This is a genomic window from Pseudarthrobacter sp. L1SW (assembly GCF_020809045.1).
Classification (GTDB): domain Bacteria; phylum Actinomycetota; class Actinomycetes; order Actinomycetales; family Micrococcaceae; genus Arthrobacter.
The window spans coordinates 352,287-378,470 of the sequence record NZ_CP078079.1; the positions used below are offsets into that span (position 1 = coordinate 352,287).

Below are 26,184 nucleotides of genomic sequence, written 5' to 3' on the forward strand. Positions count from 1 at the left end.
CTTTACCCGGGCTGCCTGCGAATATGCCTGGAACCCACAATCGTTTCCTCTTGACTTTCCCCTGTTGACTTCACTTCTGTTAGCGCTCACAATTGTGGTCAGGCCGCGAAGCTGCGGCAGCTATGGAGGAAGCTTCTTATGGACGCAGTGGGTACCCCGGATACATTCGTTGTCGGCGTAGACTACGGAACGCTCTCGGGCCGTGCGGTGGTGGTGCGGGTTCGGGATGGCAAGGAACTCGGCAGCGGTGTCTACGACTATCCGCATGCCGTGGTGACGGATTCCCTCCCGGAGGACGTGGCTGGCCGCGGCGATGACGGACGAACGGTGCGGCTTCCCGGCGAATGGGCCCTGCAGGTACCGAACGACTACCGGGAGGTCCTGCGCAACGCGGTTCCCGCCGCTGTTGCCGAGGCGGGGATTGACCCGGCCGCCGTCGTCGGCATTGCCACGGACTTCACCGCCTGCACCATGGTGCCGGCCAAGGCGGACGGCACGCCGCTGAATGAAGTGCCAGGGTTCGAACGCCGTCCGCACGCCTACGTGAAGCTGTGGCGCCACCATGCGGCACAGCCGCAGGCTGACAGGATCAACCAGTTGGCCGCCGAGCGCGGCGAAACCTGGCTTCCCCGCTACGGCGGGCTCATTTCCTCTGAATGGGAGTTCGCCAAGGGCCTGCAGCTGCTGGAGGAGGATCCGGAAGCCTACGCGGCAATGGACCATTGGGTGGAGGCTGCTGACTGGATAGTCTGGCAGTTGTGCGGCGAGTATGTCCGCAATGCCTGCACCGCCGGCTACAAGGGCATCTACCAGGATGGGCGCTACCCATCCACGGACTTCCTGGCCGCCCTGAATCCGCAGTTCAAGGATTTCGTCAGCGCCAAACTGGAGCACACCATCGGCCGCCTGGGTGAAGCCGCCGGGTACCTGACTGCCGAAGCCGCGGCCTGGACCGGGCTGCCGGAGGGCATCGCCGTGGCTGTGGGCAACGTGGACGCCCACGTCACTGCCCCGGCCGCGAAGGCTGTAGATCCGGGCCAGCTGGTGGCCATCATGGGCACCTCAACCTGCCACGTCATGAATGGCGCGGAGCTGCGTGAAGTGCCCGGAATGTGCGGGGTGGTTGACGGCGGCATTGTTGAAGGGCTGTGGGGCTACGAGGCCGGCCAGTCCGGAGTGGGGGACATCTTCGGCTGGTTCACCAAGTACGGCGTGCCCCCCGAATACCACCAGGCGGCCGAGGCAGCGGGACTGGGCATCCACGAATACCTCACGGAGCTGGCTTCGCGGCAGGCCATCGGTGAGCATGGCCTGATCGCTCTGGACTGGCACTCGGGCAACCGCTCGGTCCTGGTGGACCACGAGCTTTCCGGCGTCGTGGTGGGGCAGACCCTCGCCACCCGGCCTGAAGACACCTACCGCGCGCTACTGGAGGCCACCGCCTTCGGCACCCGCACCATCGTGGATGCTTTCCGCGGCTCGGGCGTCCCCGTGGAGGAGTTCATCGTGGCCGGCGGCCTGCTCAAGAACCCGCTCCTGATGCAGATCTACGCGGACGCCACCGGCCTGCAACTCTCCACCATCGGGTCCGCCCAGGGTCCGGCATTGGGGTCCGCCATCCATGCGGCCGTCGCAGCCGGCGCCTACCCGGACATCCGGGCTGCAGCCGCCGCGATGGGCTCGGAACCGGGCGAGGTGTACACGCCGATTCCCGAAAACGTGGCCGCCTACGAGGAGCTGTTCCAGGAGTACAAGGCCCTGCATGACTACTTCGGCCGGGGCACCAACGATGTGATGCACCGGCTCAAGGCCATCCAGCGCAGGGCTGCCGGTCCCGTCTTTGCCGCCGGCGCTGCTGCCGAGGCTCCTGTGGAGGTGTCCGCATGAGCGCCGAAAAGGCAGCGGGAGCCGGAATCCTGGAAACCATCGCCGGCGTCAGGGAGGAAGTCTGTGCCCTGCATGCCGAGCTGACCCGGTATGGGCTGGTGGTATGGACGGCGGGAAACGTCTCCGCCCGGGTCCCCGGCTACGAGCTGATGGTCATCAAGCCCTCCGGCGTCTCCTACCAGGACCTGACCCCGGAACAGATGGTGGTCACGGACCTGTACGGCGAGCCTGTCGCGGGAGGCGCAGCAGGTGCGTGGGGCAACCCGCCGCTCTCGCCGTCGTCGGACACCGCAGCCCATGCCTACGTCTACCGGCACATGCCCGAGGTGGGCGGGGTGGTGCACACACACTCCACCTACGCCACGGCCTGGGCGGCGCGCGGTGAAGCCATCCCATGCGTGCTGACCATGATGAGCGACGAATTCGGCGGATCCATTCCGGTGGGGCCATTCGCGCTGATCGGTGATGACTCGATCGGCCACGGCATCGTGGAGACGCTGAAGAACTCGAACTCGCCGGCCGTGTTGATGCAGAACCACGGCCCGTTCACTATCGGCAAGGACGCCAAATCCGCGGTCAAGGCCGCCGTGATGTGCGAGGAAGTGGCCCGCACGGTCCACATCGCACGGCAGCTGGGTGAGCCCATCGCCATCGACCAGGGCTCCATCGACTCCCTCTACGCCCGCTACCAAAACGTCTACGGCCAATAGCCGGCCCGCCCGGCCGGCCCCCACAACTTACTTCCAGGAGCATCCATGAGCACTGCAGCAAACACTTCCCTTGACGGTTTTGAGGTCTGGTTCCTCACCGGCAGCCAGCACCTCTACGGCGAGGACGTCCTTAAGCAGGTGGCCGCGCAGTCGCAGGAGATCGCCAACCAGCTCAACGCCGCCTCATCGGTTCCGGTGCGGATCGTGTGGAAGCCGGTCCTCACCGACTCGGACTCCATCCGCCGCACGGCACTGGAGGCCAATGCGGACGACTCCGTCATCGGCGTCACCGCCTGGATGCACACCTTCTCTCCGGCGAAGATGTGGATCTCCGGCCTGGACCTGCTCCGCAAGCCGCTGCTGCACCTGCACACCCAGGCCAACCGGGACCTGCCGTGGGCGGACATCGACTTCGACTTCATGAACCTGAACCAGGCCGCGCACGGCGACCGCGAGTTCGGCTACATCCAGTCCCGCCTGGGCATCGCCCGGAAGACCGTCGTCGGGCACGTCTCCAACCCCGAGGTGGCCCGCCAGGTCGGTTCCTGGCAGCGTGCCGCCGCCGGCTGGGCCGCCGTCCGCACCCTGAAGTTGACCCGCTTCGGCGATAACATGCGCAACGTCGCCGTCACCGAAGGCGACAAGACCGAGGCGGAGCTGCGCTTCGGTGTCGCGGTTAACACCTGGTCCGTCAACGAGCTCGCCGAGGCCGTGCACGGCGCCGGGGAGTCCGACGTCGACGCGTTGGTTGCCGAGTACGAGGACCTTTACGACGTGGTTCCGGAGCTCCGCGCAGGCGCGGCCCGCCACGAATCGCTGCGGTACGGCGCGAGGATCGAACTGGGCCTGCGCAGTTTCCTTGACGCCAACGGCTCCGCGGCGTTCACCACCTCCTTCGAGGACCTCGGGGCCCTCCGCCAGCTCCCCGGCCTGGCCGTGCAGCGGCTGATGGCCGCAGGGTACGGCTTTGGCGCCGAGGGTGACTGGAAGACCGCCATCCTGGTCCGCGCCGCCAAGGTGATGGGCGCCGGCCTGCCCGGCGGCGCCTCCCTGATGGAGGACTACACCTACCACCTGGAGCCCGGTTCGGAGAAGATCCTGGGCGCGCACATGCTCGAGGTCTGCCCCTCGTTGACCGCCGCGAAGCCCCGGCTGGAGATCCACCCGCTGGGCATCGGCGGCAAGGAAGACCCCGTGCGGCTGGTGTTCGACGCCGATGCCTCCCCGGGCGTCGTCGTGGCCCTTTCGGACATGCGGGACCGGTTCCGCCTGGTGGCCAACGCCGTCGACGTCGTGCCCCTGGACCAGCCGCTGCCCAACCTGCCCGTTGCCCGCGCCCTATGGCAGCCAAAGCCGGACTTCGCCACCTCCGCCGCCGCCTGGCTCACGGCCGGCGCCGCGCACCACACGGTCCTGTCCACCCAGGTGGGCATGGACGTGTTCGAGGACTTCGCTGAAATCGCCAGGACCGAGCTGCTGACCATCGATGAAGGAACCACCATCCGGCAGTTCAAGAAGGACCTGAACTGGAACGCCGCCTACTACAAACTGGCCGGCGGGATCTAAACTCCCGGGTCGGAGGCCGATTCACCGCCTATGCAGCCCCGCCTATGCAGCTCAGTGGCCGAAGTGGGCGCGGGGCGGACCCTCGGGCAACCGCTCCAGGATATCCTCCGCCACCCGGCGCACCTTGATGTTCCGGTGGCTGGAAGCCTTGGCGAGGATGGAGAACGCCTCGTGGTACGAGCACCGGTTCTGTGCCATGATCACGCCGCAGGCAACGTTGATTGATGTCCGGCTGTCCAGCGCGGAGCGCAGGTCGGTGGCCATGGACCTGGCCGAGTGGAGGCTGATGGCCATGCCCAGGCTCTTCGCGGCAAGTCCGGCGAAGGTGCGGGCTTCGGCGATGACCTGCAGCGGGAAAGCCTTGGCGTCCTGGGCGAAGAATGCCAGGCCGGCGGCTGTCTCGCCAAAAGCGGCTCCGTCCGCGGCCGCGCTTTCGGCGCCGTCGGTTCCCACCCGCAGCCGTACCCCCATGGCGCTGCCGAACCCCGCCAGTTGCAGCTGCGTGGAATACCGCGGCCACCGGAAGTCGCCGTTCCGCTGGAGTACCGCCACGGGATGGCCGCCGGACAGGACCTCGTTCAGCGGGCCCTCCTTGGTTTCCTGTTCCCATTCCAGGAGCCTGGCCACATCTTCCGAGGTGCCGGTGGCTGTTGGATTCCTCTTAGGCTGGTGCACCACCACTCCGCACTCGATCCGGAGCCCCGTGGCCTGGATAACTGTCCGGACGGTTGCGGCCGCCAGCAGGTCGAGGGATTCGAGCAGGCTGTTGGTGCCGGTGACCAGGTCAAGCAACAGCCCGTCCTGGGCGCCGGACTCGGCCGGGCTTCCAGGGGCGGGACGTGCCGGCGCCTGCCGGTGGTTCAGGCCCTGCTGGGAACGAAGAGGGCCGGCGACGGCTGGGGGAGAGGCCTTGGTCTCAAAGGCCTCCTCGTCGCCGGCCCCGCTCAATACCCGCGTCCGATGGACCGGGAAACCCGCGCTTACCTGCTGTGCGTGCATTGCCGTCTCACACCCCCTAGTGAGCCAAGTACTACAAGCCAGAACACGTCTTGTCTCTGAGAAAAACCTAGTTCGGACGCTGGGGCCGGCGAACGCGTAAGAAGTACCCGACTTTGAGATTAGGTACTACTTGGATTTCCGCCCCGCCACGAGGCCGTGGGCGTCCCTCCCAGGTCCGGCGTGCGGTGATCCGGGCCGATCCCCCTGCGGCCCCTCCCGCAGCCCGTGCGGACCGTGCTTGACTCCTGCCGCCGCAGCACGAACAATGCTATCTATAACGTTGTAAAAATATGAGACAAGGATGTTTTAGTGACAGAACCAGCCGCAGCCAAAATCACCATGGACCCCGCCTTCGTGGTGGGACCGGTCCGCCGGCGCACTTTCGGTGCCTTTGTTGAGCACCTCGGCCGGTGTGTGTACACCGGTATCTTCGAGCCGGAACACCCCGACGCCGACGAGGACGGGTTCCGCCGGGACGTGCTGGAGCTGACCCGTGAGCTGGGCGTGTCAACCGTCCGTTACCCGGGCGGGAACTTCGTTTCCGGCTACCGCTGGGAGGACGGCGTGGGGCCGGCGGACAAGCGGCCGGTGCGGCTGGACCTGGCCTGGCATTCCACCGACCCCAACCTGGTGGGCGTGGACGAGTTCGCCAAGTGGTCGGCCAAGGCCGGCGTCGAGCCGATGATGGCCGTGAACCTGGGCACCCGCGGCACGCAGGAGGCGCTTGACCTGCTGGAGTACTGCAACATCGACGGCGGCACCGCCTTCTCTGACCAGCGAAGGGCCAACGGTGCGGAGAACGGCTACGGCATCAGGATGTGGTGCCTGGGCAACGAGATGGACGGGCCCTGGCAGATTGGGCACAAGAACGCTCTGGAGTATGGCCGCCTGGCAGCGGACACTGCCCGCGGAATGCGGATGATCGACCCCGACCTGGAGCTTGTGGCCTGTGGCAGCTCCGGGCCCAGCATGCCCACCTTCGGAGAATGGGAGCGCGTGGTCCTTTCCGAAACCTACGAGCTGGTGGACCTGATTTCGGCCCACCAGTACTTCGAGGACTTTGGCGATCTGCAGGAGCACCTCTCGGCCGGGCACCGGATGGAAGCTTTCATCCGTGACATCGTCAGCCACATCGACCACGTGAAGTCGGTGAAGAAGTCCGCCAGGCAGGTCAACATCTCCTTCGATGAGTGGAACGTCTGGCACATGAGCCGCGACGAGTCCCGCGTCCCCACCGGCAAGGACTGGCCCGTGGCCCCCGTCCTCCTCGAGGACACCTACACGGTGGCGGACGCCGTCGTTGTGGGCGACCTCCTGGTCACGCTGCTTAGGAACACGGACCGCGTCCACTCGGCCAGCCTGGCCCAGCTGGTGAACGTGATCGCCCCGATCATGACAGAGCCCGGCGGCCGCGCGTGGAAGCAAACCACCTTCCACCCGTTCGCCCTCACTTCCCGCCACGCTTCCGGAACGGTGCTGCAGCTCGCTGTCGAATCCCCGCTGGTCACCGGCGGCAAGACGGCGGACTTTGCCGCGGTGTCCGCCGTCGCGACCCATGACGCCGGGAAAGGCGAGGCGGTCGTCTTTGCCGTCAACCGCTCGGCCACGGAGGCGCTCAGCCTGGACGCCGCGGTGTCCGGCCTGGGCGGCGTGCGCGTGGTGGAGGCCCTCACCTACGCCAACAAAGACCCCTACTGGCAGGCAACCGCTGATGATTCGACGTCGGTCCTGCCGGCCGAAAACATCACGGCGAAGGCCGACGGCGGCCGCCTCACCGCCCAGCTCCCGCCCGTGTCCTGGTCCATGATCCGCCTGGCGGTCAACCAGTAGCCCTGCACCCGAGTTTTGTCCAGATATGCGGAGATAAACCGCGTACAACCCTGCATACCTGGACAAAAACTCCGCGGGGAGGGTGCATGGGGACGGTCGGGAGGGGTGCATGACGACGGCGGTCCTCCTCTGGGAGGATGGACCGCATGGAATTGCACATCACAGGGGATCCTGCCGCGGACAAGTTGCTGAGCGAGGACGCCTTCGCACTGCTGACCGGTATGCTGCTGGACCAGCAAGTGACCATGGAGTCCGCGTTCGCGGGGCCGGAGAAAATCAGGACGCGGATCGGATCCATGAAACCCGCGGCCATCGCGGCGCAGGAGCCGGGGGCATTTGTGGAGATGTTCAAGGAACGGCCCGCAGTGCACCGCTTCCCCGGCTCAATGGCGGCTCGTGTCCAGGCGCTCGCCGAGACCGTCCAGGGCGAGTGGGGCGGCGACGCCACCGCGATCTGGACCAAAGGCGGCCCTGACGGTGCTGAAGTGCTGCGCCGGCTGAAGGCGTTGCCCGGCTTCGGCGAGCAGAAGGCAAAGATCTTCCTGGCACTGCTCGGCAAGCAGTGCGGACTCCAGGCGCCGGGCTGGCGTGAAGCCGCGGGGCATTATGGGGAAGAAGGCTCCTACCTCTCGGTGGCGGACATTGTGGACCCGGAGTCCCTGGCCAAGGTACGTGCCAGCAAGCAGGCGGCCAAGGCAGCTGCGAAAGCCGCAAAGGCCTGACCTGCCGTTCCGTCGGGGCCGGTTCGCGCCCCGTAGCAGAATTGTGACTTGCTCCATAGCCCAAGCCCGGGTTAAGCTCGTGCACTGTTAGCGCTAACAGTACCGACGCTTCCGGCCATGCCTTGTCCGGGTTCGACGGCGCCAGGCGCTGCTTGGAGCACCCGGGAACGCTGCAAAAATCCCGGCTCAGCGGGAGGCATCGATGCCTTCCGCTCCAGCACCGATGCGTGGCTGAAGTGGCCGCGGGAGGAGAATAGCGTGAAAATCAGGAAACTCGTGGGCGCCATAGCCGTCGCCCTGGCACTAACGGTGGGCGCCACCGGCTGTGGGACCCGCGGAGGGGCCGCTGAATCCGGCGGCACGGCCAACCCGAGCCAATCACTCGTCGGCATCTCCATGCCGACCCAGACGTCCGAGCGGTGGATAGCCGACGGGAACAATGTGGAGAAATCGCTGAAGGAACTCGGCTACAAAACCGACCTTCAATTCGCCAACGACGACATCCCGACCCAGGTGTCACAAATTGAGAACATGCTGACCAAGGGCGTCAAGGCCTTGATCATCGCCGCTATCGACGGCACCACCCTGACGGACGTCCTCGCCAAAGCCAAAGAGCAGGATGTCAAAGTGATCGCCTATGACCGGTTGATCAACGGCACGCCTAACGTCGACTACTACACGACCTTCGACAACTACACAGTAGGCGTTCAGCAGGCCACTTCACTCCTGACCGGCCTCGGGCTCCTTGATGCCCAGGGCAAGAAGGTGGACGGCGTTGGCCCTTTCAACGTCGAACTGTTTGCGGGAAGCCCTGACGACAACAACGCCAACTTCTTCTGGACTGGTGCCATGGACACCCTGAAGCCGTTCCTTGACGCAGGCGCCCTCAAGGTTCCCAGCGGCCAGACCAAATTCGAGCAGGCCGCCATCCTGCGCTGGCAGGCCCCTGTGGCCCAGAAGCGGATGGAAGACATCCTCACTGCCGCCTACAGTTCAGGGCAGAAGCTCGACGGCGTCTTGTCCCCTTACGACGGGCTTTCCATCGGCATCATCTCCGCTCTCACGAGCACCGGTGGGTATTCCGGAGGGAACCTTCCGGTCGTGACCGGCCAAGACGCTGAGAAGGGGTCGGTCAAGTCCATTATCGCCGGGGAACAGTACTCGACGATCTTCAAGGACACCCGGGAGCTCGGCAAGCGGGCCGTGAAGATGGTCGACGCCGTCCTCAAGAACGAGGAACCGGAAACCAACGACACCACCACCTATGACAACAAAGTCAAGGTTGTTCCGGCCTACCTGCTGGAGTCCGTGATTATCACCAAGGACAACTACAAGCAGGAACTGATCGACTCCGGCTACTACACAGAAGCTGACGTCAAGTAGGAGCCGGTGAGGTTGCGGCCGGGTGTTCCTGGCCGCAACCTCGGCAGCCCCTGCATGCAGGAGCCAGGCTTCCGCGAGTCAGCGGGAAATGACCATGAACGTACCCATTCTGCAAATGCGGGGAATCACCAAGACATTCCCCGGCGTGAAGGCCCTCCAGGACGTCACTCTGGATGTGAACCGCGGCGAGGTGCATGCCATCTGCGGCGAAAATGGCGCAGGCAAATCCACCTTGATGAAGGTGTTGTCCGGGGTTTACCCGCATAACACCTTCGAGGGGGACATATTGTTCGAGAACGAGCCCTGTGACTTTGCGAGCATCAGCGACAGTGAGAAACGCGGCATTGTCATCATCCATCAGGAACTCGCCCTCAGCCCCTACCTGTCGATCGCCGAGAATATTTTCCTGGGCAACGAACTGTCGACGCGGGGTTGGGTGGACTGGCGCAAGACGAACCTTGAGGCAGCCAAGCTGCTGGCCCGCGTGGGCCTGAATGAAAACCCCGTTACGCCCATCCAGCACATCAGTGTTGGAAAGCAGCAACTCGTCGAGATCGCCAAGGCACTCTCCAAGGAAGTCAAGCTGCTCATCCTCGACGAGCCCACCGCTGCGTTGAACGACGAGGACTCCAATCATTTGCTGGATCTCATCCTGCACCTGAAGGCACAAGGCGTCACCAGCATCATCATCAGCCACAAACTCAACGAAATCCGGAAGGTGGCCGATGCCGTCACGATCATCCGGGATGGCAAGACGATCGAGACGCTGCGCCTGAACGAAGGGGAGATAACCCAGGAACGGATCATCCGCGGAATGGTCGGCCGGGACCTGGAAAGCCTCTACCCGGAGCGGACTCCGGTCATTGGCGAGGAGGTCCTGCGCATAGAGGACTGGTCCGTGCAACACCCCCAGGACCACACGCGCACGGTAGTCCAGAATGCGAGCCTGCACGTGCGGAAAGGCGAGGTTGTTGGGTTGGCGGGGCTCATGGGAGCCGGCCGCACGGAACTGGCCATGAGCGTCTTCGGGCGTACCTACGGCCGGGCCGTATCAGGGCGGGTGCTCAAGTACGGCAAGGAGATCAATACCTCCACGGTTTCCGACGCCATCCGCCAGGGAATCGCCTATGCCACGGAAGACCGCAAGCACTACGGGCTGAATCTCATTGAGGACATTAAGCGCAACATCTCCATGGCCAGCCTGGGCAAACTCGCCAACAGGGGCTGGGTGGACAAGAACGAAGAAACGGCTGTGGCCAACCGCTACCGAACCAGCATGAACATCAAGGCTCCCACGGTTGCCGCGATTACCGGGAAGCTCTCGGGTGGAAACCAGCAAAAGGTTGTCCTCAGCAAGTGGATGTTTTCGGACCCCGACGTCCTGATCCTTGATGAACCGACCCGGGGTATTGACGTTGGGGCCAAATTCGAGATCTACACGATCATCGCGAGGCTTGCTTCCGAGGGAAAAGCCGTCATCGTCATCTCCTCGGAACTCCCCGAGCTCCTGGGCATCTGCGACAGGATCTACACCATGTCGGCGGGCCGCGTCACCGGCGAGATCCCCATTGCCGAGGCGTCCCAGGAGACGCTCATGCACTACATGACCCAAGAAAAGGAATAGCGACCATGTCCGCCTTACGAGAATCACTCGGTTTCCTGACGAGCCGCCTCCGCCAGGTCGGCATCTTTGTCGCCCTGATCCTGATCGTCCTACTCTTCCAAATACTCACCGACGGCATCCTGCTCCAGCCGCAAAACGTGACAAACCTCGTAGTCCAGAACAGCTACATCCTGATCCTGGCCATCGGCATGGTGATGGTGATCATCGCCGGCCATATCGATCTTTCTGTCGGGTCCATCGCCGGCTTCATCGGTGCGGTGTCGGGGGTGATGATAGTCCACTGGGGCTGGGCGTGGTGGATCGCCATCCCCGCCTGCCTGCTGGTGGGGGCCTTAGTGGGTGCCTGGCAGGGGTATTGGATCGCCTATGTGGGCATCCCGGCCTTCATCGTCACCCTCGCCGGAATGCTGATCTTCCGCGGCCTGACCTTGATCACACTGAAAAACCAGCAGATCACACCTTTTCCTGAGGAACTGCGCGCGTTGGGCGGGGGCTTCCTGCCGGACATCACGGGGGGTAACTCGGTACTCGAAATCCTCACCGTCATCCTGGGAGTGGGCGGCACGGCGGCCATCGTGTTCCAAGCCCTCAAAGAGCGCCGCGTGCGCCGGAAATATGATCTTGAAAACGAGCCCATGGCGTGGTTCGCCATCAAGACGGCCTTCATCGCGGTGCTGATGCTCATCATCACGTTCCTGCTGGCGAGCTACCGCGGAACTCCGATCGTCCTGATCGTACTGGCAGCTTTGGTCATCATCTACTCGGCACTGATGAACAACAGCATCTTCGGCCGGCACATCTACGCAATCGGCGGCAACCTCCACGCGGCAGAACTTTCAGGTATTAAGACCAAGGCCGTCACCTTCCGGCTTTTCGTCAACATGGGTGTCCTGGCAGCCCTTGCAGGCCTGGTCTTCACCGCCCGCCTCAACTCTGCCCAGCCTGCAGGCGGTACGGGCTTCGAGCTGGACTCCATCGCGGCGGCCTTCATTGGCGGTGCTGCTGTGCAGGGTGGCGTGGGCACCGTCGCCGGAGCCATGATCGGCGGGCTGATCATGGGCGTGCTGAACAACGGAATGTCCATCCTTGGCCTTGGCACCGACTACCAGCAACTGATCAAGGGCCTGGTCCTCCTGGTGGCCGTTGCCTTTGACATCTTCAATAAAAACCGGGTCGGGGGAGGACCCGCCATGTCCACCCGGTTCAAGCTCCGGAGGACACCGCCGGCCAGCGAGCAGAAGACGGCAGCCACCGAGCCGGTCGAGCCCGTGGGGACTGCCCGCGGCCAGTGAAGCCGGGAGCATCGGCTCTTCCCCGGTGGGAACGCTGACGCTGAGGTGCCTCGTCCAACCGGACCGTAGCTGGTGCGGCGATACGTTCGAAATGTATCGCCGCACCGGCTTTTGGTCTTTCCTGGGTCCTGCACGGCTTCGATTTTCTGCAACGATGTATGGCAGGAACTGGCGGAACCACACAAAGGAGCCACGATGGCGGTCACCATGAACGACGTTGCGAGGGCGGCGGGGGTGTCGCTCAAGACCGTCTCCAACGTGCTCAATGACTACGAATTCATCCGGCCTGCCACCAAGCAGCGGGTCCTGGACGCCATCGCGGAGCTGGGCTACGAGGCCAACCTGACCGCGCGCAGCCTCCGGTCCGGGAAAACCAGGATGCTGGGCCTGGTCCTCTCCGACCTCTCCGCGCCCTACTACGCGGAACTGGCGTCAAGGCTGATGAAGGCGGCGTCCCGGCGCGGGTACCGGGTCCTGGTGGAACAGTCGGACGCGGTGGGCGAGGTGGAACTGAACACCCTGCAGGGCCCGTTCCGCCAGCTCACCGACGGGCTGCTGTTCACTCCGCTGGTGATTGACGCGGACAGCATCGCCGGCCGCCTGGGCACGAAGCCCCTGGTCTTGCTGGGCGAGCACATCCTGGATCCCCGGTTCGACCTTGTCACCATGAAGAACGCTGAAGCTGCTGCCGCCCTCACCACGCACCTGCTGGCGGGCGGCCGCCGCCGGATTGCCGTGGTCGGTGCCCACCCCGGGGAGGCAGCGGGCAGCGCGGGCCTGCGCCTCAACGGCTACCGCAAGGCGCTGGACAATGCAGGGGTGCCGTTTGATCCGGCCCTGATCGCCCCCTGCGAGTGGCGCCGGGACAACGGCGCCGCTGCCGTGGCCGGCCTCCTGGACAACGGCGTGCAGTTCGACGCCGTGTTCGGCCTGAATGACGTCCTGGCCCTGGGGGCCATGCACGAGCTGCTGATCCGCGGCATCCGGGTTCCGCAGGAGGTGGCCGTGGCGGGCTTCGACGACATCGACGAGGCCCGGTTCGCCGCACCCTCGCTGACCACCATCTCGCCCGGCATGGAGGAAATCGCGGAACGCTCCATCGGGCTGCTCATCGACCGGATCGAGGGGCGCACTGCGGAGGAGCAAGGGGTGCACGTGGAGGCCGGTTTCCGGCTGGAGGTCCGCGAGTCGGCACCGTAGGGGTTGTTCCTGTCGAGGTTTCGCCGGGCACGCCACGGGGTACGGTTCCGGACATGATTGCACTTCTTGTCATCGACATGCAGAACGCATACTTCGAGGCGCCCGAACTTGCCGCGCAGCAGGAAAGGCTGGTGGCGTCCTGCAACAGGCTGCTGGAGGCCTTCAAGGCGAGCGGCCACAAGGCCCTGATGGTGGGGACGGAACACGAGCGGGACAAGTCAACCTGGACGCTGAACATGCTCGACGACGACCAGGGCTTCATTTTCCGCGGCACCGAGCAGGCGCAGGCTGTACCTGGACTCGCCCTCGACGGACTGCCGCAGCTGAACAAAACACGGGACAGCGCCTTCGTGGGCACCAACCTGCTGTCCCGGCTGCGCAACTGGGGCGCGGATGAGGTGGTCCTCGCCGGGGTGTCCACCCACAACTGCATCGCCCAGACCGGCGCAGACGCCTTCGCCCACAACATCCGGGTCACCTACGCCAGGGACGCGATGGCCTCCGAGGACACCCAGGACGCTGCGGACATGCTGCGCATCCTCTCCACCAGCTACCGCCAGCCCGTCCAGTCCACCGAGGAGATCCTCGCGCGGCTGGCCCGCTGAGCCTCCCCGCCTTTTGGAGCCGCCGACGGCGTGTCCCGGCGACGCGCCGTCGTCATCGCCTTCCCTGCGCCGAGACCTGGGGAAATTCAGCGCAACGCCGGGCGTGCACGCGGAGAGCCCGCGCTAACAAACCTGAAACGTGGCCGAAACGTCCGCCACCTACTGTGGGTCCCACGCCGTCCGATGGCTGCCGAAGGGACCCTCATGCATTTGATGCCACGTGAGCAGGAAAAGCTTCTGATCGTGGTGGCCGCCGACCTCGCGCGCCGCCGCCAGGCCCGCGGGCTCAAACTCAACTACCCCGAGGCCGTGGCCATCATCAGCTACGAACTGATCGAGGGCGCCCGCGACGGCCGCACTGTGGCCGACCTGATGAGCTATGGCACCACCCTGCTCAGCCGCGGCGACGTCATGGAAGGCGTACCCGAGATGATCCACGACGTGCAGATCGAGGCCACCTTCCCCGACGGCACCAAGCTCGTCACCGTCCACGATCCCATCCGCTGAAGGGGCAGGCCATGATCCCAGGAGAGTACGTCCTCCGGCCCGAGCCGGTGACGGCAAACGCCGGACGGGAGGCGATTGAGCTGCCCGTCACCAACACTGGCGACCGGCCCGTGCAGGTGGGCTCGCACTTCCACTTCGCCGAGGCCAACCGCGCCCTGGCCTTCGACCGGGAAGCCGCCTACGGGCGCCGGCTGGACATCCCCGCCGGGACCGCTGCACGGTTCGAACCGGGTGACTCGCGGAGTGTGCGGCTGATCGAACTGGCCGGGTCCCGCGAGGTGTTCGGGCTCAGCAACGCTGTGAATGGAAAGCTCGACGGCGGCACCCGCACGGGCGGGTCCGTCACGGAAGGGGGCGGCAAGTGAGTTTCGAGATTCCCCGCCGGCAGTACGCCGATCTGTACGGCCCGACGACGGGCGACGCCATCCGCCTGGCGGACACCGAGCTGTTCCTCGAGATCGAGCGCGACCTCACCGTCTACGGCGAGGAAGTGGTGTTCGGCGGCGGCAAGGTGATCCGTGACGGCATGGGCCAGAACGGCCAGGCAGTCCGAGACGGTGTCGGTTCCGGCAGCGGTGTGCCGGACACCGTGATCACCAACGCCGTGATCCTTGACTACACCGGCATCTACAAAGCGGACGTCGCCCTCAAGGACGGGCACATCTTCAAGATCGGCAAGGCCGGCAACCCGCAGATCACCGACGGCGTGGACATCGTGATCGGCGCCAGCACCGAAATCATCGCCGGCGAACGCAAGATCCTCACCGCCGGGGGCGTTGACACGCACATCCACTTCATCTCCCCGGACCAGATCCCAACGGCCCTGACCAGCGGCATCACCACCATGATCGGCGGCGGCACCGGCCCGGCCGAAGGAACCAAGGCCACCACCGTGACGCCCGGAAAGTGGCACATCCAGCGAATGCTCCAGGCCGCCGAAGGCTTCCCCATGAACATCGGCCTGTTCGGCAAAGGCCATGCATCCGCCGTCGAACCCCTGGCCGAGCAGATCCGCGCCGGTGCCATCGGCCTGAAGGTCCACGAGGACTGGGGCGCCACCACCTCCTCGATCGACACCTCGCTGACGGTGGCCGACGAGTACGACGTCCAGGTGGCCATCCACACGGACACCCTGAACGAGTGCGGCTTTGTGGAAGACACCATCCGAGCCATCAACGGCCGGGTCATCCACACCTTCCATACCGAGGGAGCAGGCGGCGGGCACGCGCCGGACATCATCAAGATCGCCGGCATGCCCAACGTCCTGCCAGCCTCCACCAACCCCACCCTGCCGTACACCCGCAACACCATCGAAGAGCACCTGGACATGTTGATGGTGTGCCACCACCTCAACCCGGACATCCCCGAGGACGTGGCGTTTGCCGATTCCCGGATCCGGGCCGAAACCATCGCCGCCGAGGACGTGCTGCAGGATATGGGGATCTTCTCCATCACCTCCTCCGACTCGCAGGCGATGGGCCGGGTGGGCGAGGTCATCACCCGCACGTGGCAGGTGGCGGACAAGATGAAGAAGCAGCGCGGGGTGCTAACAGCTCCTGGCGGCGGGATTGAAGATGACTCCCACGGCAGTGCCGGCAGCGACAACTTCCGCCTCAAGCGCTACGTGGCCAAGTACACGATCAACCCGGCCATCGCCCAGGGCATCGCGGACTCCGTCGGCTCCGTGGAGGTGGGCAAGTTCGCCGACCTGGTGCTGTGGGACCCGGCGTTCTTCGGCGTAAAACCCGAGCTGGTGCTCAAGGGCGGCCAGATCGCCTCCGCACTGATGGGTGATGCCAACGCCTCCATCCCCACCCCGCAGCCGCGCACCATGCGGCCCATGTTTGGCGCGTTCGGCAAAGCTGTCCAGCAGTGCTCCATCACGTTCCTGTCCCAGGCGGCCATCGACGCCGGCGTCCCCCGCGAACTCGGGCTGGAGAAGGTGATCCGCCCCGTCTCCGGCATCCGGGCGCTCACCAAGGCCGACCTGAAATACAACGACGCCACCCCGGACATCCAGGTGGATCCGGAAACGTACCAGGTAAAGGTCGACGGCGAGGACGTCACCTGTGAGCCGGCCGACGTCCTGCCCATGGCCCAGCGCTACTTCCTCTTCTAGAACTTCGAACGTCGGAGCCACACGTGATCATCGAAAAAGTCCTCGGCAACCTGCACGAACTGCCGGACCCGCACGCCTACGCCGGGCTGCACCAGGAAAAAGTGGTCCTCCCCAGCGCGCAGCTGGTCAAACGCATCCAGCGGGCCACCACAGACCACGGCAAGGAAATCGGCATCCGCCTGCCCGCAGGCTCCGGCGACCTGCGGGACGGGGACATCCTCCACGTCGAAGCGACCAACATGATCGTGGTGTCAGTCCTGCCCACCGACGTCCTGGTCATCGCTCCCCGAACCATCCACGAGATGGGCGTCGTGGCCCACTCCCTCGGCAACCGGCACCTCCAGGCCCAGTTCTTCGACTCCGCTTCGGAATATGAAGCCGACGTCATGGTGTGCGCCTACGACCACACCGTCGAGGACTACCTTATCCACGTGGGTGCGCCCTATACCCGCCAGGAACGCGTCATGCCTGTGCCTTTCCGCCATGCTGAACACTCGCACTAATAACCTTGTCGCCGCGCTGCGCGCTCTACGGGAGGTGCAGCTTGGGTGCGCCGCCCCGGATTGGGGGCCGTGCCCGCTCCGCGGTGCCCGCCACGCCGCGGCCCCCAATCCGGGCCGTCGCGATGCTCCGTCCCGTTGGGCGGCAGTGCGGTGAGCAGTTACCAGCTTGCTCTTCAACAGTTGGTTGACTCTGCTCTTCCTACTGGGGCTTTTGCGCACTCCCTTGGGTTTGAGACGTACCTCGATCGGGAGCTCGTTCTTGATGAGGGGTCTTTCGGGGAGTGGTTGTCTGTTTTTGTCTCGCAGTCGCTTACCTACTCTGACGGGCTGGCCATTCGCTTCCTTTATGAGGGCTGGGACTTGGGGGAGCTGGATGTGCTGTTGTCTGCCTCTTTGCTCCCTCGGCAGGTTCGGGAGGCCAGCCTCAAGATGGGCTCGCGGTTGCTCGAGATCGGTGGGGAGGTTTTTCCCTCGCCTGCGCTGGAACTGTACCGGGACCTGGTGAGCAGCGGCCGGGCCGCGGGGCACCAGCCGCTGGCGTTCGCCGTCGTCGCCCGTTCCCTCGGGGTGCCGCTGCCGGAGGCGTTGGCCGCCTACCTTTTCGCCACCGCCACCTCACTCACGCAGAACGCCGTCCGCGCCATCCCGCTCGGCCAGAACGCCGGCCAGCGGCTCCTTAGGCAAGCGGCCGACGGCGTTGCCGCCGCCGTCCAACGCATCCCGCACCTGACGCCGGACGACTTAGGGGCCGTCAGCCCCGGACTGGAAATTTCGCAAATGCGGCACGAACGCCAACGTGCCCGGATGTTCATGAGCTAACTGTGCTTTTTACTGAGGAGGAACAATGGCTGAACCCATCAAGATCGGCATCGGAGGACCCGTCGGTGCCGGTAAAACCCAGCTCGTGGAGCGGCTCACCCGGCACATGAGCGGCGGGATCTCCATGGCCGCCATCACCAACGACATCTACACCATCGAGGACGCCAAGATCCTCGCCGCCAACGGCATCCTGCCCGTGGACCGGATCATCGGCGTCGAAACCGGCGGCTGCCCCCACACCGCCATCCGCGAAGACACCTCCATGAACACCGCCGCCATCGAGGAGCTCAAGGCCCGGCACCCGGACCTGCAGGTGATCTTCGTCGAATCCGGCGGCGACAACCTCTCGGCAACCTTCAGCCCTGAACTCGTCGACTTCTCGATCTACATCATCGACGTGGCCCAGGGCGAAAAAATCCCCCGCAAAGCCGGCCAGGGCATGATCAAGTCCGATCTCTTCATCATCAACAAAACCGACCTCGCACCCCACGTAGGCGCTGACCTCGCCGTCATGGAGCGGGACTCCAAAGAATTCCGCGGAGCAAAGCCGTTCTGCTTCACGAACCTCAAGACAGATGAGGGGCTGGACAAGGTCATGGACTGGATCCGGCACGACGTCCTGATGCTCGACCTCGCAACATGAGCACGACGACGGCGCCAAGTTCCGCGCGTCCCTCGCCGGGCCCTGCGCCCGCGGGTGGAAGGGGCCGTGCCCGCTCCGCGGTGCCCGCCACGCCGCGGCCCCTTCCACCCGCGTCCGCTGATCGGGCCCCCACGGGGGAGCTTGAGCTTGTGGTCGCCTTGCGTGGGGAGCGCTCGGTTGCGTCGCATCAGTATCATCGGGGCGCTCTTCGGGTTTTGCGGCCGCATTATCTTGATGACTCTGGGCAGGTTTGCTATGTCGTTGTGAATCCTGGTGGTGCCTATCTTGGGGCGGATCTCTTTCTTGTTGATGTTGAGGTGGGGGATGATGCTGACCTGCTGCTGACAACCCAGTCGGCTACCAAGGTTTACCGGACTCCCGGGTCTTTTGCTGAGCAGCGGATGACTGTGCGGCTGGGGGAGGGGGCCCGGCTGGAGCTTCTGCCCGACCAGCTCATCGCCTACCGGGAGGCCAGCTACCGGCAACGGACGCACCTCACTGTCCATCCGTCGTCGAGCCTTGTTATGACCGAAGTTGTGACGCCGGGCTGGTCGCCGGACGGTGCTGCCTTCCGCTACGAGGAAGTGAGGCTGCGGAACGAGATCCACGTCGAGGCGGAGGGCGGCACTGAGCTGCTGGCCTTGGACAACCTGCTCATCCGCCCGCCGTCTGCCGATGTAACGGGTTTGGGATTCATGGAAGGCTTCAGCCACCTCGGGTCGCTGATCGTGGTGGACCCGCGCGTGGACCAGGCGCTCGCCGACGAGCTGCACGGCATCACGGGGGACGCAAATGCCCTGGCCGGGATCTCCCTCACCCGCACCGTGGGCGGAACCACGGGGCTGGTCCTGCGCTCGCTGTCGAACAGCACCGGGGAACTGAACAGGCTCTTGGGGGACTGCATCTCGCTCCTCCGGGAGCGGTGGCACGGGCAGGGACCGCTGAACCTGAGGAAGCACTGATGACTGCCCTCGGGACTATCACCACGCTGTACCGGCAGCGGGAAGCGCTGCCGCTGCGGACCCGCCTGCTGTGGATGTTTGGTGCCGTGGCCGCCCTGCACACGGCCGCCGTCGTACTCCTGCTGGCCGGCAACGCAGGCGCCGCGGGCGGGACCGGCGCGCAGGCGCTCACGTGGGGGCTGGTGCTGACCGCCTACCTGGCCGGCGTGAAGCACAGCTACGACTGGGACCACCTGGCAGCCATCGACAACTCCACCCGGAAGTTCGTTGCGCAACGGCAGGACCCGGTGAGCGTCGGGTTCGCGTTCAGCCTTGGCCACAGCTCCGTGGTCACCCTGGCGGGTGTGCTGGTGGCTGCCGGCGCCGCAGTGGTGGGGGAGCTCATGCAGGACGGATCAACCGGCAACCTGGTGCTCGGGCTTGTGGGCAGCGGTGTGTCCGGGCTGTTCCTGTTGGCGATGGGCCTGTTCAACGGTTCAGCGTTCGCGCGCTCGGCCCGCGCCTACCGCCGGGCACGGACCGGGGCGCCCATCAACCCCTTGGACCTGGAGCCGCGGGCACTTGTGGCGCGACTCCTCGCGCGGCCGCTGGCCAGGGTGCGGCGGCCGCGGAACATCTACGTGGTTGGCTTCCTGTTCGGGCTGGGCTTTGACACCGCCACAACAGTCGGTCTCCTGATGATGACGACGGCGGCCTCGCTGGCCGGGGTGCCGGCATTCGCCTTGCTGGCGCTGCCCCTCGCGTTCACCGCAGCCATGACCCTGTGCGATTCGCTCAACGGGGTGGCCATGATGCGGCTGTACCGCTCTGCCCTCGACGATCCTCAACGGAGGCTCGGCTTCAACGCCCTGGTCACCGGGATCTCGGCGGTGTCCGCCCTGTTCATCGCGGTCATCACCCTGGGTGGCTTCGTCAACGCCGCCTTCGCGCTGGAAGATCCCCTGACGGTGTGGCTGGGATCCATCGACCTGGGCGACGCCGGCCTGCTGCTGGTGGCGCTGCTGGCTGCTGTGTGGGCCGCGGCGGCCCTGAAGGCGAGGAGCCAGGATAAGCGGGCCCACGGATTTTCCGGCCCTGAGCCCGTGTGAAGCCAACGCCATGCCGCCCGCGACGGCGCCAATGGCACGGCTCAGGCGGCTATCCGGCCCCTGCCCTTGACGTGGGTCCGGTTCTTCCCAGGGACCGGCCGGGGGCGTTTCGCCTGCGAGCCGGACAGGACCTGTTCACCGTCGGGCACGGTAGCGTCCGTTTCCAGGTGGGTGCCGTGCTCAATCAGCACGCTGGAACCGATCCGGGAATGGCTCCCGATGTGCACCCGGTTTCCCACCACGGTCCCGCGGCCTACGCGCACGCCGTCGCCGATCACGGTCCGCTCGCCCACCGTGGCGTCGCGGTCAATCCAGCTGCCGTGGCCTATCCGGCAGCCCGGGCCGATCCGGGCGCCGCTCTCCACGTACGTCATGGCGCCGATCCGGGCGCTCTCGGCCACAACGGCGCCGGGCGCGATAAGCCCGCCGCCGTTGGCATGCCTGACGTACCGGGTGACCTTCCCGGCGTCGTCTTCTACTGATACAAACTTCGCGTTCATTCAATCCCTCGTTCGAATGAGCGGAACTTTCCGCACATTCAGTTAACGGCGCGGAACTCAAGGGGATTCCCGAACGGTGCCTAGGAGCCCTTGTGTCCCTATGGCGAGACCGCTCCGGGCTGTCCACCTTCTTCCTGTCCAGGGGCGGCCTCCTGTTCGGCCTCATGCTCTGCTTCCGGCTCAGTGAGCTGCAGGACGGTTCCGTGGAAAGCGGGCAGTTCCAGGAAGAAACTGTGCAGGTCATCCACCTGGCCAACGGCGTCGCCACTGAAAAGGTCGTGGACGGCAGCCCCGGGCACCAGGTGGCTGGACTGGATGCTGCCCGCAATATCCTGGTCCGAGAAATTCAGCACGGTGACGCCCAGCGCACCGCTTTCCAGCCGGATGACCATCACCAGCAGGCCGCGGTTGGAAACGTCCGGTACATCGAGCAGGGCCCCGGTGGCTATCCCGCTTTCCTCGCGCACGGCCAGGATCCGCTGGAGCCGGCTGGCATAGGAGTCCGGGTTCCGCAGCTGCTCCGGGAGCGGGCCGTAGAGGCTGCGCGCCCTGGGCATTCCGGAGGAGGACGCTTCCGCGTCCGGGCTGGTGCCCATGATGTCGTGGGCGCCGCGGTTGATCCAGCGGGTGTCGCCCTGGGCGGTGAGCTCCTCGACGCTCTTCCGGTCCAGCGCGGTGATCCCGGCCAGGTCCCAGCCGGACAGGGCGAAGACCCCGGGCTGGAGCGCGTTGTACATCGAGAGGAGGATGTGCACGTCAAGGATCCGTGCTTCCTCCTCGGCGGAGATGGCGTGCGGGTCCCGGATTCCCAGTGCGGCCATGATGAAGCTGACTGAGGTGCAGGCGATGCCGTTCGTGGTGAACACCGCGTTGTAGGGTGCGTTCTCGCCGGTCAGCCGTTCGCGCATGGTCTGCTGCACCTGCTCAGCGAGCTGGGCGCCGGTGAGCTCCTGCCCGTTGAGTTCGAACAGCTCGTCCCGGTGCCCGGCGGCGAAGTGCATCAGCTCGTAGGTCAGCTCATCGTGGTTTTGCAGGGCGTGCACGAGTGAAGCCTGGTCCACGCCGATCTCCATGGAAAGCCGAAGCGTGAGCCGCAGGAGCTCGGTATCCGCGGTGACAAGGGCGTAGTGGTAGGCCGGCCTGGTGATGAAGTCGTAGGAAAGGTCGGGGCCTGCCTCGGAGGTCGCCTTGATGTCGTCGATGGTCAGGTTCAGTTCCTGGAAGGAGAACCCGCCCACCTTCCGGATCATGGAGCCGATGAGCTGGTTGGCCGCCTCGGACAGCGGGTGCCCCTCGGACCAGCCGGGCTGCTCTTCGGCGCTCTTCTCCACTCCGAGGAATCCGTTGGCGTCCAGCCGGAGCGCGCCGGTGCCCAGGTCAACCAGGGAATGCAGCGCATCGCCTACCACCAGGCGCATCCCCGCAAACGTGGGGTCCAGCCAGTTGATGGACGGCTGGCCTGCCTTGAAGTAGTGGAGGTAGACCCAGCGGCGCGTCTTCCCCGTGGTGTCCACGATGGGCCGGGTTGCGCTCCAGTTGGTTTCCTTGACACCGGGCTCATAGAAAATGACGCGCTGCAGCCTGCCGATGATGTAGCCGGCCTTCTGCAGTGACTGCTCGGCGTCCGGGCTCAGGTTTACCGAGTCCTGCCCCTCGGGCACGTCCGGCAGCAGGTGCCAGTCCTCCTCGGGGATGTCCACCATGTGGTAGATCCCCGGGTAGTCCCGGAAATTCATCTCGGCCAGGCGGAAGTCGGCTCCCTTGCCGGTGTGCCCGGGAACGATGTCGTCAATGATGGTGCCGCCGTGGTCCGCAGCAACCTCGCACATCCGGCGGAATTCATCCTCCGTGCCGAACACGGGATCAATCGCCATGCTGATCCTGTCGAAGTGGCCGTCCACGCTGGGCGTTTGGGACCAGCCGCTGATGCCGCCGGCCAGTTTGACCGGGCCCGTGTGGATGGCGCGGATGCCTATCTGGCTGAAGGCTTCCCACATGGCGGGGTCACCCAGGGCCGAGAGGAAGGACTGGCTGGACCTGGTGATGAAGGACAGGGGATATGCGGTGAACCAGACAGGCGCACGTTCAACGGCAGCCCGGGGATTCGGGTGGGCGTACGAGTTCTGCCACATGCTGGCCTGCCCTGAGAGCTGCCTGGCCAGTGTATTGGCGTCTCCCAGCATTGCCTGGTTCCGCAGCCATTCGACGTACGCCGTATTGCGCCCGTCGAATTCGAAGGACGGTCTCGTGGCAAAGTACTGGCGGCGCCGCGCCGTCGGCCTCAGGGCCTTGGGCCGGGCAGGGTAGAACTGTTCGTCGAAATTGACGTCAGGTTCTACCGAAGGTTCAGCAGCTGTTACTTCATCCTTGCCGGCAACGGTCTCCGCTTCATAAACACCGTCGCTGGCCATCGGTTCCCGCATACAGTCCTCTTCCTACACGTCGATTCCGCAGTCCCAAGGCGCACTGCCTGACACCCTTCCCATAGTCCCAAGTACCCGGGGGCGCCGAGACTATTCGGGTGAACTACGAAACTACCAAGAAACGGCTAGGCCACGAGGTTGGCCGCGGCAGTGTCCATATGTTCCCGGATGGTTTTCCGGGCCAGTGAGGCGTCACCGGTTTCGATGGCCGCCACAATGTCGTGGTGCCGGTCCACGCTCATGTTCTTCACGCCCTTTTCGAGCCCGGCGAACATGATGGACATCCTGATGGACCCTTCCAATGATTCCCAGGTGTGCAGGAGCGTCTCGTTGCCCGTGAGCCGGCAGAGCGTCCGGTGGAACTCCAGGTCGGATTCGACGCGCTGCTGCAGGCTTTCCTTCTCGGCTGCCGTCATGGCATCGATGGCTGCGCGGAGGGACGTGATGACGTGCTGGCGGTCCGGCAGTTCACAGAGCGTGCGGGCGGCCAGCGATTCCAGGGCTGCGCGAACGGTGTAGATGTCCCGGATTTCTTTTTCGTCCAGGTGGCGGACGGAGAGCCTGCCGCGGGGCCCGGCGGAGACCAGCCCTTCCTGTTCGAGCTGGCGCAGGGCTTCGCGCAGGGTTCCCCGGCTGATCTGCAGCATCTCGGAAAGTTCGGTTTCCACCAGGTGGCGTCCCGGTTCGAGTTCTCCGCTGGTGATGGCGGTGCGCAGTGCCGAGAGTGCCTGTTCGCGCAGGCTCTTTTTTTGCAGTCCCAGCAGCGGGGCGGTCAGTCCGGCCATGGCCTCTGTCCTCAATGTTGTAAGTCGACTGTTTACAGTCGGTCGTACTTTCGATGGTACGGCAGAAAGCACGGGACCGGCCGGGCCGGCGCCGTGCTTTCTGCGATGCGGGACGGGTGCTAGCCGAGCTCGGCGAGAACCTTGGCCACGATGCGGTCCACGGCCAGGCCGTAGCGGCTATGCAGGGTTGGCAGGGCGCCGGCGTCCAGGAACTGGTCCGGAAGTGCCACCGGCACCACGCGTTTGCCAATGCCTGCGGTGACGACGGCGGAGGCAACGGTTTCGAACAGGCCGCCCACCACGGAGTGGTTCTCCAGGGTGACGGCGAGCCGGTCCGTGTTGATCTCCGCCAGGACCGTTGCGGCGTCGAACGGCTTGATGGTGGGGGTGTGCACGACGGCGACATCCACGTTGTGTGCCGCCAGTGCCTTGGCTGCCTGGAGGGCGCGCATGGTCATCAGCCCCGAGGAAACGAACACGACGTCATTGCCGCCGCGCAGCACCTTGGCCTTGCCGAGTTCGAACGTGTAGCCGTACTCGTCCAGCACGGTGGGCACGTTGCCGCGCAGCAGGCGCAGGTAGGTGGGTCCGTCCGATTCTGCCAGCTGGGGGACGGCCTGCTCGATGTCCACCGAGTCGCACGGGTCCACGATGGTCAGGTTGGGCATGCCGCGGAAAATCGCCATGTCCTCAGTGGCCTGGTGGCTGGGGCCGTACCCCGTGGTCAGGCCGGGAAGGCCGCCCACGATGTTAACGTTCAGGTTCGGCTCGGCCGCATCCAGGCAGAGGAAGTCGTAGGCGCGGCGGGCAGCGAACACGGAGTACGTGGACGCGAACGGCACCAGGCCTGTTTCTGCGAGCCCGGCGGCGGCGCCGAAGAGCAGCTGCTCCGCCATGCCCATCTGGAAGAAGCGCTCGGGGAAGGCCTGCGCGAAGATGTGCATGTCCGTGTACTTGCCCAGGTCCGCGGTGAGGCCAACGATCTTGTCGTTCTCCTGCGCGGCCTTGGCCAGTGCGTGCCCGAACGGTGCCGAGGACGTTTTCTGGCCGGGGTCCGCGAAGGAGGCGATCATCGCAGAGGTCTTGAGCTTCGGCTTCACAGCGGCCGTGGTGTTGGGGGCCTCGGCGGTGGTGCTCACTTGGTGTCTCCTTCAGCGGCTTCGTAGCCGGCGGTCAGCTGCTCGCGGCAGACCTGCCATTCGTGTTCGTCGATGCGCATGAAGTGCGCCTTTTCGCGCTCCTCCAGCAGGGGCACGCCGCGGCCCACCTTCGTGTCGCACAGGATCACCGAGGGGCGTCCGACGGCGGCGGCCTGGGCGGCTGCGTTGTCGAACGCTGCCAGCAGCGCGCCGACGTCGTTCCCGTCCACCCGCTGCGTGTACCAGCCGAACGATTCCCACTTCTCGGTCACCGGCTCGGTGCGCAGCACCGTTTCCGTCTTCCCGTCCGCCTGGAGGGCGTTGATGTCCACCATGGCGGTGAGGTTGCCCAGCTGGTGGTGGTGTGCACCCATGGCGGACTCCCACGTGGAGCCTTCGTCCAGTTCGCCGTCGGACAGGAAGTTGAACACCCGGGCGTCCGAGCCCTGGTAGCGCAGGCCCAGGGCCATGCCCACTGCGATGGTGAGTCCGTGGCCCAAGGAGCCGCCGGAGATTTCCATGCCCGGCGTGTAGGTGGACATTCCGGACATCGGCAGCCGGGAATCGTCCGAGCCGTAGGTCTCCAGCTCCTCGACCGGGACAATTCCGGCCTCTGCGAGGGCCGCGTAGTGGCCGATCGCGTAGTGGCCGGTGGACAGCAGGAACCTGTCCCTGGGCTCCCAGTGCGGATCCTCAGCCCGGAAGCGGAGCTGGTCAGCGTACACCGTGGCCAGCATGTCCGCGGCTCCCAGGGCCTGGCCCACATAGCCCTGGCCCTGGACCTCGCCCATGTTGAGGGCGTGGTGCCGGATGCGGTAGGCCGCGGCGCTGACCCGCGCCAACCGGTCATGGACTATATCTGCGGACATTACTGGCTC

The 26,184-nt window shown here is 65.4% G+C and carries 24 protein-coding genes; 18 read left to right on the top strand and 6 right to left on the bottom strand.

Annotation, left to right across the window (positions count from 1 at the left end; genetic code table 11):
* Positions 1-138 precede the first annotated feature (138 nt).
* Genes araB through araA form a run of 3 tightly spaced genes read left to right on the top strand, consistent with a single transcriptional unit; the run spans position 139 to position 4,163 of the window.
* On the top strand, positions 139-1,887 hold the full coding sequence (gene araB, locus KTR40_RS01695; protein WP_139027542.1) for a ribulokinase: 1,749 nt from the start codon (positions 139-141) through the stop codon (positions 1,885-1,887).
* Positions 1,884-2,597 (top strand): L-ribulose-5-phosphate 4-epimerase, encoded by a 714-nt coding sequence (locus KTR40_RS01700; protein ID WP_139027543.1) that lies wholly within the window; start codon positions 1,884-1,886, stop codon positions 2,595-2,597. The genes araB and KTR40_RS01700 overlap by 4 nt, the downstream gene beginning before the upstream one ends.
* A 45-nt stretch (positions 2,598-2,642) precedes the next feature.
* Complete coding sequence (araA, locus tag KTR40_RS01705; protein WP_228405085.1) at positions 2,643-4,163, top strand: L-arabinose isomerase; 1,521 nt, start codon at positions 2,643-2,645, stop codon at positions 4,161-4,163.
* 51 nt (positions 4,164-4,214) lie between these two features.
* Here araA and KTR40_RS01710 read toward each other — a convergent pair whose 3' ends face one another.
* Positions 4,215-5,111 (bottom strand): ANTAR domain-containing protein, encoded by an 897-nt coding sequence (locus tag KTR40_RS01710; RefSeq protein WP_228405086.1) that lies wholly within the window; start codon positions 5,109-5,111, stop codon positions 4,215-4,217.
* A gap of 390 nt (positions 5,112-5,501) precedes the next feature.
* On the opposite strand from KTR40_RS01710, the gene KTR40_RS01715 reads away from it, so the two are divergent.
* The 15 genes from KTR40_RS01715 (at position 5,502) to KTR40_RS01785 (ending at position 20,459) form a co-directional block, all read left to right on the top strand.
* Positions 5,502-6,992: an alpha-N-arabinofuranosidase gene (locus KTR40_RS01715; RefSeq protein WP_228406223.1), complete on the top strand. Its 1,491-nt coding sequence runs from the start codon at positions 5,502-5,504 to the stop codon at positions 6,990-6,992.
* Positions 6,993-7,129: 137 nt separating this feature from the next.
* Positions 7,130-7,714: an HhH-GPD-type base excision DNA repair protein gene (locus tag KTR40_RS01720; RefSeq protein WP_228405087.1), complete on the top strand. Its 585-nt coding sequence runs from the start codon at positions 7,130-7,132 to the stop codon at positions 7,712-7,714.
* 258 nt (positions 7,715-7,972) lie between these two features.
* The gene (chvE, locus tag KTR40_RS01725; RefSeq protein WP_228405088.1) at positions 7,973-9,097 is read left to right on the top strand and encodes a multiple monosaccharide ABC transporter substrate-binding protein; all 1,125 of its coding nucleotides are present in this window, start codon (positions 7,973-7,975) and stop codon (positions 9,095-9,097) included.
* A gap of 94 nt (positions 9,098-9,191) precedes the next feature.
* Positions 9,192-10,721 carry a multiple monosaccharide ABC transporter ATP-binding protein gene (gene mmsA / locus KTR40_RS01730; RefSeq protein ID WP_139027547.1) on the top strand — a complete coding sequence of 510 codons (1,530 nt, stop codon included), beginning with the start codon at positions 9,192-9,194 and terminating at the stop codon, positions 10,719-10,721.
* A gap of 5 nt (positions 10,722-10,726) precedes the next feature.
* Positions 10,727-12,013 (top strand): multiple monosaccharide ABC transporter permease, encoded by a 1,287-nt coding sequence (mmsB, locus tag KTR40_RS01735; protein WP_228405089.1) that lies wholly within the window; start codon positions 10,727-10,729, stop codon positions 12,011-12,013.
* 195 nt (positions 12,014-12,208) lie between these two features.
* Entirely contained in the window at positions 12,209-13,213 is a 1,005-nt protein-coding gene (locus KTR40_RS01740) for a LacI family DNA-binding transcriptional regulator (RefSeq protein ID WP_228405090.1), read from the top strand.
* Between the two features lie 53 nt (positions 13,214-13,266).
* The gene (locus KTR40_RS01745) at positions 13,267-13,818 is read left to right on the top strand and encodes a cysteine hydrolase family protein (protein WP_139027550.1); all 552 of its coding nucleotides are present in this window, start codon (positions 13,267-13,269) and stop codon (positions 13,816-13,818) included.
* 204 nt (positions 13,819-14,022) lie between these two features.
* Complete coding sequence (locus tag KTR40_RS01750; RefSeq protein WP_139027551.1) at positions 14,023-14,325, top strand: urease subunit gamma; 303 nt, start codon at positions 14,023-14,025, stop codon at positions 14,323-14,325.
* 11 nt (positions 14,326-14,336) lie between these two features.
* Positions 14,337-14,690 carry an urease subunit beta gene (locus tag KTR40_RS01755; RefSeq protein WP_228405091.1) on the top strand — a complete coding sequence of 118 codons (354 nt, stop codon included), beginning with the start codon at positions 14,337-14,339 and terminating at the stop codon, positions 14,688-14,690.
* Positions 14,687-16,444 (top strand): urease subunit alpha, encoded by a 1,758-nt coding sequence (gene ureC, locus KTR40_RS01760; protein WP_228405092.1) that lies wholly within the window; start codon positions 14,687-14,689, stop codon positions 16,442-16,444. Before KTR40_RS01755 ends, ureC begins: the two co-directional genes overlap by 4 nt.
* A gap of 23 nt (positions 16,445-16,467) precedes the next feature.
* Positions 16,468-16,947 carry an urease accessory protein UreE gene (ureE, locus tag KTR40_RS01765; protein ID WP_228405093.1) on the top strand — a complete coding sequence of 160 codons (480 nt, stop codon included), beginning with the start codon at positions 16,468-16,470 and terminating at the stop codon, positions 16,945-16,947.
* Between the two features lie 150 nt (positions 16,948-17,097).
* Positions 17,098-17,766: an urease accessory protein UreF gene (locus tag KTR40_RS01770; protein WP_228405094.1), complete on the top strand. Its 669-nt coding sequence runs from the start codon at positions 17,098-17,100 to the stop codon at positions 17,764-17,766.
* A gap of 25 nt (positions 17,767-17,791) precedes the next feature.
* Positions 17,792-18,409, top strand: a complete 618-nt coding sequence (ureG, locus tag KTR40_RS01775) for an urease accessory protein UreG (RefSeq protein WP_139027556.1) — start codon at positions 17,792-17,794, stop codon at positions 18,407-18,409.
* Positions 18,406-19,371 (top strand): urease accessory protein UreD, encoded by a 966-nt coding sequence (locus KTR40_RS01780; protein ID WP_228405095.1) that lies wholly within the window; start codon positions 18,406-18,408, stop codon positions 19,369-19,371. The genes ureG and KTR40_RS01780 overlap by 4 nt, the downstream gene beginning before the upstream one ends.
* Positions 19,371-20,459: a HoxN/HupN/NixA family nickel/cobalt transporter gene (locus KTR40_RS01785; protein WP_228405096.1), complete on the top strand. Its 1,089-nt coding sequence runs from the start codon at positions 19,371-19,373 to the stop codon at positions 20,457-20,459. The genes KTR40_RS01780 and KTR40_RS01785 overlap by 1 nt, the downstream gene beginning before the upstream one ends.
* Positions 20,460-20,500: 41 nt before the next feature.
* Here KTR40_RS01785 and KTR40_RS01790 read toward each other — a convergent pair whose 3' ends face one another.
* The 5 genes from KTR40_RS01790 to KTR40_RS01810 form a co-directional block, all read right to left on the bottom strand.
* Complete coding sequence (locus KTR40_RS01790; RefSeq protein ID WP_228405097.1) at positions 20,501-20,959, bottom strand: DapH/DapD/GlmU-related protein; 459 nt, start codon at positions 20,957-20,959, stop codon at positions 20,501-20,503.
* A gap of 98 nt (positions 20,960-21,057) precedes the next feature.
* A complete protein-coding gene (treS, locus tag KTR40_RS01795) occupies positions 21,058-23,382 on the bottom strand; it encodes a maltose alpha-D-glucosyltransferase (RefSeq protein ID WP_228405098.1) in 2,325 nt (774 codons plus the stop codon).
* Positions 23,383-23,507: 125 nt separating this feature from the next.
* Entirely contained in the window at positions 23,508-24,167 is a 660-nt protein-coding gene (locus tag KTR40_RS01800) for a GntR family transcriptional regulator (RefSeq protein ID WP_139027561.1), read from the bottom strand.
* Positions 24,168-24,286: 119 nt separating this feature from the next.
* On the bottom strand, positions 24,287-25,306 hold the full coding sequence (locus KTR40_RS01805) for a transketolase family protein (RefSeq protein ID WP_228405099.1): 1,020 nt from the start codon (positions 25,304-25,306) through the stop codon (positions 24,287-24,289).
* Entirely contained in the window at positions 25,303-26,175 is an 873-nt protein-coding gene (locus KTR40_RS01810) for a transketolase (RefSeq protein WP_228405100.1), read from the bottom strand. Before KTR40_RS01810 ends, KTR40_RS01805 begins: the two co-directional genes overlap by 4 nt.
* Positions 26,176-26,184 lie beyond the last annotated feature (9 nt).

Excerpts from the sequence above, each read along its gene's own strand:
- araB (WP_139027542.1), top strand. The coding sequence starts at position 139 with ATGGACGCAGTGGGTACCCCGGATACATTCGTTGTCGGCGTAGACTAC.
- KTR40_RS01700 (WP_139027543.1), top strand. The coding sequence starts at position 1,884 with ATGAGCGCCGAAAAGGCAGCGGGAGCCGGAATCCTGGAAACCATCGCC.
- araA (WP_228405085.1), top strand. The coding sequence starts at position 2,643 with ATGAGCACTGCAGCAAACACTTCCCTTGACGGTTTTGAGGTCTGGTTC.
- KTR40_RS01715 (WP_228406223.1), top strand. The coding sequence starts at position 5,502 with ATGGACCCCGCCTTCGTGGTGGGACCGGTCCGCCGGCGCACTTTCGGT.
- KTR40_RS01720 (WP_228405087.1), top strand. The coding sequence starts at position 7,130 with ATGGACCGCATGGAATTGCACATCACAGGGGATCCTGCCGCGGACAAG.
- mmsA (WP_139027547.1), top strand. The coding sequence starts at position 9,192 with ATGAACGTACCCATTCTGCAAATGCGGGGAATCACCAAGACATTCCCC.
- mmsB (WP_228405089.1), top strand. The coding sequence starts at position 10,727 with ATGTCCGCCTTACGAGAATCACTCGGTTTCCTGACGAGCCGCCTCCGC.
- KTR40_RS01740 (WP_228405090.1), top strand. The coding sequence starts at position 12,209 with ATGGCGGTCACCATGAACGACGTTGCGAGGGCGGCGGGGGTGTCGCTC.
- KTR40_RS01745 (WP_139027550.1), top strand. The coding sequence starts at position 13,267 with ATGATTGCACTTCTTGTCATCGACATGCAGAACGCATACTTCGAGGCG.
- KTR40_RS01750 (WP_139027551.1), top strand. The coding sequence starts at position 14,023 with ATGCATTTGATGCCACGTGAGCAGGAAAAGCTTCTGATCGTGGTGGCC.
- KTR40_RS01755 (WP_228405091.1), top strand. The coding sequence starts at position 14,337 with ATGATCCCAGGAGAGTACGTCCTCCGGCCCGAGCCGGTGACGGCAAAC.
- ureG (WP_139027556.1), top strand. The coding sequence starts at position 17,792 with ATGGCTGAACCCATCAAGATCGGCATCGGAGGACCCGTCGGTGCCGGT.
- KTR40_RS01780 (WP_228405095.1), top strand. The coding sequence starts at position 18,406 with ATGAGCACGACGACGGCGCCAAGTTCCGCGCGTCCCTCGCCGGGCCCT.
- KTR40_RS01785 (WP_228405096.1), top strand. The coding sequence starts at position 19,371 with ATGACTGCCCTCGGGACTATCACCACGCTGTACCGGCAGCGGGAAGCG.
- KTR40_RS01790 (WP_228405097.1), bottom strand. The coding sequence starts at position 20,959 with ATGAACGCGAAGTTTGTATCAGTAGAAGACGACGCCGGGAAGGTCACC.
- treS (WP_228405098.1), bottom strand. The coding sequence starts at position 23,382 with ATGCGGGAACCGATGGCCAGCGACGGTGTTTATGAAGCGGAGACCGTT.
- KTR40_RS01800 (WP_139027561.1), bottom strand. The coding sequence starts at position 24,167 with ATGGCCGGACTGACCGCCCCGCTGCTGGGACTGCAAAAAAAGAGCCTG.
- KTR40_RS01810 (WP_228405100.1), bottom strand. The coding sequence starts at position 26,175 with ATGTCCGCAGATATAGTCCATGACCGGTTGGCGCGGGTCAGCGCCGCG.